At 39.5% G+C, this 5,510-nt stretch carries 3 protein-coding genes and 1 pseudogene; 2 read left to right on the forward strand and 2 right to left on the reverse strand.

The genetic code is table 11. The annotated features are described in order from the left end of the window. Both ACU0NF_RS11720 and ACU0NF_RS11725 read left to right on the forward strand, forming a co-directional pair. Positions 1-84: pseudogene (locus tag ACU0NF_RS11720) on the forward strand (IS5/IS1182 family transposase); the annotation flags it as partial. Between the two features lie 220 nt (positions 85-304). Next, positions 305-1,129: an rRNA large subunit pseudouridine synthase E gene (locus ACU0NF_RS11725; RefSeq protein WP_131386582.1), complete on the forward strand. Its 825-nt coding sequence runs from the start codon at positions 305-307 to the stop codon at positions 1,127-1,129. Positions 1,130-1,264: 135 nt separating this feature from the next. On the opposite strand, the gene ACU0NF_RS11730 is transcribed toward ACU0NF_RS11725, so the two are convergent. Beyond that, positions 1,265-3,496: an NADP-dependent isocitrate dehydrogenase gene (locus ACU0NF_RS11730; protein WP_131386584.1), complete on the reverse strand. Its 2,232-nt coding sequence runs from the start codon at positions 3,494-3,496 to the stop codon at positions 1,265-1,267. Between the two features lie 563 nt (positions 3,497-4,059). After that, the gene (locus ACU0NF_RS11735; protein ID WP_445661230.1) at positions 4,060-5,424 is read right to left on the reverse strand and encodes an LA2681 family HEPN domain-containing protein; all 1,365 of its coding nucleotides are present in this window, start codon (positions 5,422-5,424) and stop codon (positions 4,060-4,062) included. Positions 5,425-5,510 lie beyond the last annotated feature (86 nt).

Below are 5,510 nucleotides of genomic sequence, written 5' to 3' on the forward strand. Positions count from 1 at the left end.
AAGCTAAAGTGTAGCTATGAGGGTGCAGTTGCATTAGCTTGTGTATTTATTTGGCTACCTTTATCGGGTAAATTCTATACTTGAAATGTCAACAGACCCTATTCAAGTTTCGAAAAAAATGGTCTCCAGTATTCATCAGAGGTCAAGAATAAAGTTGAAGAACACAAAACAGAATCTGATATGATAGCTCACACATAGTGGGCTTTTCTTTACCACTTTTTACCCCACACCTCCCAAAGCGGGTAACTAAACGGGTAACTTGAAAACCACAACAGAATATATTTAGTCTTTTTAGTAGGTTACAGTGAAAATAGTTATTCTTAATAAACCTTATGACGTTCTCTCCCAGTTCCGTGCCGATGAGAAACATCAAACCATGGCTGATTTTACTCAAGACCCTGATCTTCGTATCGCAGGTCGTCTTGATCTAGACTCAGAAGGCTTGATGTTTTTAACCGATCACGGTGGCTTGAACCAGTTCATTACCAACCCTGCCAGCAAAAAGTTTAAAACTTATGTGGTACAGGTCGATGGTGACATTACCGAAGAAGCCTTAGAGCAACTTCGTAAAGGTGTTGAGCTTAAAGATGGCATTACCCTGCCGGCTCAAGCAAAAAAAATTGATGAGCCGGATTGGTTATGGGAACGCACCCCACCTGTACGTTTCCGTGCTAGCGTTCCAACTTCATGGGTAGAAATTCAAATTTGTGAAGGTCGTAACCGTCAGGTTCGCCGTATGACTTCAGCTGTAGGTTTTCCAACCTTACGTTTGATCCGTACTCAAATTGGTACCATTAGCATTGTAAAACTGGGCTTACAGCCTGGTGAGCAAATCGAGATTGAGCCTTTACTTTACCCAGACTTTAAAGATGTTCCTGCAGAAAAGCCGTATGAAGGTCGTTCTTTTGCGAAAAAGACTCCGACCAAGAAACAGCATTTCTCTGTGGCTAAAGACAAAGCACGTGAAGAAAAAGGCGAAGCGCCATTCAAAGGCAAGAAAAGAGCTGGCGGTGGTACAACGCGTATTTGGCAAATGGATGATGCGGATAAGCCACGTCGTAAAACCAATGGTACAACACGCCCGAATACTAAAGCACCGCGTGGTCGTGGACGTAATAACGGCCGTTAAGATTTAGTTTAAATAAGCTTCTTATTTAAAGGAATGTTCGTGCCCTAGACGTTAGGGACGAAAAAAAGCCGGTGCATATGCACCGGCTTTTTTTTGCATCACCGGCTAAGTTGCCGGCTTTGCATTAAATTAAGCTTAAACAGCAGCAAGCACTGTATTCAACGTCACACTTGGACGCATCACAGCATTTACTTTCTCTTGATCAAGAGCGTAGTAACCACCGATATCAGCAGCTTTACCTTGAACGGAAGCAAGTTCAGCAACGATCTTGTCTTCGTTTTCAGCCAATGCTTTAGCAAGCGGAGCGAACTTCGCTTTAAGCTCAGCATTTTCGTCTTGCTCAGCCAACGCTTCAGCCCAGTATTTCGCTAGGTAGAAGTGGCTGCCACGGTTATCAATCTCGCCAGTACGACGTGATGGCGACTTGTCATTGTCGAGCAATTTGCCAGTCGCTTGGTCTAATGTCTTAGCCAATAACTTCGCAGCAGCATTGTCTTCTTTGATGCCCATTTCTTCTAGAGAAACAGCAAGCGCCATGAATTCACCCAGTGAATCCCAACGCAAGTGGTTTTCTTCAACCAATTGCTGTACGTGTTTAGGAGCAGAACCGCCTGCACCTGTTTCGTACATACCACCACCTGCCATTAAAGGCACGATCGAAAGCATTTTCGCTGAAGTACCCAATTCCATGATTGGGAACAAGTCAGTCAGGTAATCACGCAGGATGTTACCCGTTACAGAAATTGTATCTAGGCCACGAGCAACACGTTCAAGTGTGTAACGCATTGCACGAACTTGTGACATGATCTGGATATCAAGACCAGTCGTGTCGTGATCTTTCAAGTATTTTTCAACTTTCTTGATCAATTCGTTTTCGTGCGGACGGTACGGGTCAAGCCAGAAGATCGCAGGCATGCCAGAGTTACGCGCGCGAGTTACCGCAAGTTTCACCCAGTCACGGATTGGAGCGTCTTTCACCTGACACATACGCCAGATATCGCCTTGCTCAACGTTTTGCGACATCAACACTTCGCCAGTTTCAAGATCGGTGATGTTGGCAATACCCGCTTCAGAGATTTCAAAGGTTTTATCGTGTGAACCGTATTCTTCCGCTTTTTGCGCCATCAAACCAACGTTAGGAACAGTACCCATAGTACGTGGGTCAAAGTTACCATTCCATTTACAGAAGTTGATCATTTCTTGGTAAATACGCGCAAAAGTCGATTCTGGCATAACTGCTTTACAGTCGTAAGGTTTGCCGTCAGCGCCCCACATTTTACCGCCACCACGGATCATTGCAGGCATAGAAGCATCTACAATTACGTCGTTTGGTGAATGGAAGTTAGTGATGCCTTTTGCAGAGTCAACCATCGCTAAAGCTGGACGGTGTTCTTGACACGCATGTAAATCGGCAATGATTTCTTCACGTACAGACGTTGGTAAAGTTTCAAGTTTCTCGTAAAGACCAGCCATACCGTTATTGATATTAACGCCTAGCTCGTCAAACAATTTGCCATGTTTCTCAAACGCGTCTTTATAATAAATTTTCACACAGTGACCGAATACGATCGGGTGTGAAACTTTCATCATGGTTGCTTTAACGTGTAAAGAGAACAAGATGCCCGCTTCACGACAGTCTTCAAGTTCTTTCTCGTAGAAGTCGCAAAGTGCTTTTTTGCTCATAAACATTGAGTCGATGATTTCGCCATCTTTCAATGCAACTTTTGGTTTAAGAACGATGGTTTCGCCACTGTTAGTAATCAATTCCATTTTCACGTTACGCGCACGGTCAAGTGTCATTGACTTTTCGCCGTGGTAGAAGTCACCTTCATTCATGTGCGAAACGTGAGTTTGTGACCACTGTTTCCACTCGCTCATTGAATGCGGGTGTTTCTTAACATAGTTTTTCACTGCAGCAGGCGCACGACGGTCAGAGTTACCTTCACGCAATACTGGGTTGACAGCAGAACCTAAGCATTTGCCATAACGAACCTTGATTGACTTTTCTTCTTCAGTCGTTGGATTTTCCGGGTAGTCAGGGATCGCATAACCTTTAGATTGAAGCTCTTTGATGCATGCTGTTAGCTGGCCAACAGAGGCACTGATATTCGGTAATTTGATAATGTTAGTGTCTGGATCTTGAGTAAGACGACCTAGTTCCGCGAGGGTATCGGGAACTTTCTGCTCTTCATTTAGGCAGTCTGCAAATTCTGCGAGCACGCGAACGGCTACAGAGATGTCACTTTTGACAATCTCGACACCGGCCGGCTTAGTAAAGGTCTCAATGATCGGCAATAGCGAATAAGTCGCCAACAATGGCGCCTCGTCAGTCAGTGTGTAAATGATAGTTGACTTTCCACCAGCCATATATAGCCCCTTGCGTTGGATTGAGTTTTGAGGTCCGAGCTTTTGGCCCAGCCCTACGAACCGATTTGCTTAAATAACATCGAAAGTATGGGTGCTCATTGCACCTCAGCTAAACAACAATATCTTTTTCATCTTGCTGTCTGGCTGAAAATTCGTATACATCGGTGTTGTTCACCAATGCCTATATTCTACTTGAAATTTCGTCCTTTTTCGAATATGGGCAGCCGTAGCCGGTCTCTGCGACTACATTTGCACACCTAATTGCATGAGCGACAATTTATAACCAAAACAATAAATATTTTATATTTATCAAATACTTAATTATTTTACGCTTTATTGTAGTGATTAAAATTTAAACTGTTCGATTTACTGTTTTACAACCCAATTACTTGAAACATGTTGGGTATCATGGAAATAAATTATCTATAAAGACATACAGTGCAAATTTTTTCCTGATAAGACGAAAAAGTTATCATTGGGAGGGATGCGCTTTTCACTGTGATGATAGGTAGAACAGTTGTTAAGATTTAGTTCAAAAATCATTAAGCTCACTTCTATGGGATTTATTTTTTCAAAGGCACAAATCTACTCAATACTAATTTATCCTCCCCTTCTCTCCAACTTTCCTCCAAATGTACCGCCAAGCTCAAATACATTAATGAATTTCGAATTAGTCTAGCTAATGTGAGTAATGATTCTTCAAACTCTGAAATTGGCATTTCTAAAATATAATTTGCTTTTTTTTCCTTATCTTGAATTTGTTCTAAAACCTCTTTAAATTCATCCGAATTGATAAGATCTCCCTCAATCAACTCATGTTTTCTTGTTAATAGCTTTTCATACATAGCACTATGATAAAAATCAAATTCAGTATTAAGTCGATAACCGAAGTCATCTACAATTCTGAAAGATCGGTGCTCAAGATGATTTCTTATCTTTGAAAAACGGTACTGTTTAGAATTTGTAAAAATATCAAAGTGTTCAGAATCAACTTCTTCAATTTCTTTAAGAATATAAAATAACGCATGTATAAAATAATTATTAGAATTCTTTAGAACTTCACGTGGTTGAAATTTTCTATTTTTATTATTCCCAAATACCTTTGAAAAACTTATATGTCTCTCATTAACTTCAAATTTTAGATATTTAGTTAAAAAATAAGAAATTTTGTCAAATATTGAATATAAAATCCTGAAAGCAGATTTTAAATGAGAAGTTTTTAAATTATCTATGGCATGTAATGTGTCATCAGTATGTGCATAAGTCGCATTATAAAAGTGTTTCGACTCATCTTTAATTTCGGAAGCCTGAAAAATCAAATAGCGAGCATAAGTATATTCATTTCTTAACTCATCAAAGTTTGAATGAAAAACTAATTGTTCTTTGAGACTTAAGCTCGTATTGATCCTCTGGGTTATTGAAGGCAATCCAATCACATCCTGGAATACGATCTCATCTATACATAAATCATTTAGGTCATTTATGAATAATTTATTTTTAGCACACCAACGTAAATAACGACTTTCTATCTTTGTTCTAATTTTTTGTTCATATTCTTTAATAAATTTAAATTCACCATCTTGATAGTGTTGTTCATACCACTGATTAAATGTATATAAATTACCATGAGGTTGTAATGGTGTTTTTTGTTCTGATTCAAGAGTATCAAACATTAATTTAACTTTTTTAACTAACTTATTAATAAAAAAATAATGAATTTCAGTGTGATACTCATCATATAAATTCGAAGACATAAAAAGTAGGCTTTGAGCTTTAGCAATAATAGCAACAGGATTTTCATTAAGTTCTATTGCCTGATCCCAGTAATACTGAGCGCAGAAACATCTTCCCTGTGAGGATAGAAAATTACCCAAATTAGTCAAAGCAAACGAAAGTAAATTCTTATCTGAACTAGGGCGTGTCCTCATTTTGCTTTGCACCAAATAAACAAACAAGCCAAGAACAACATGGACTTATAATTACGAGCCAACTTTTCAAAACGAGTGGCAATACC

The organism is Acinetobacter sp. F16 (assembly GCF_052712855.1).

Excerpts from the sequence above, each read along its gene's own strand:
- ACU0NF_RS11735 (WP_445661230.1), bottom strand. The coding sequence starts at position 5,424 with ATGAGGACACGCCCTAGTTCAGATAAGAATTTACTTTCGTTTGCTTTG.
- ACU0NF_RS11730 (WP_131386584.1), bottom strand. The coding sequence starts at position 3,496 with ATGGCTGGTGGAAAGTCAACTATCATTTACACACTGACTGACGAGGCG.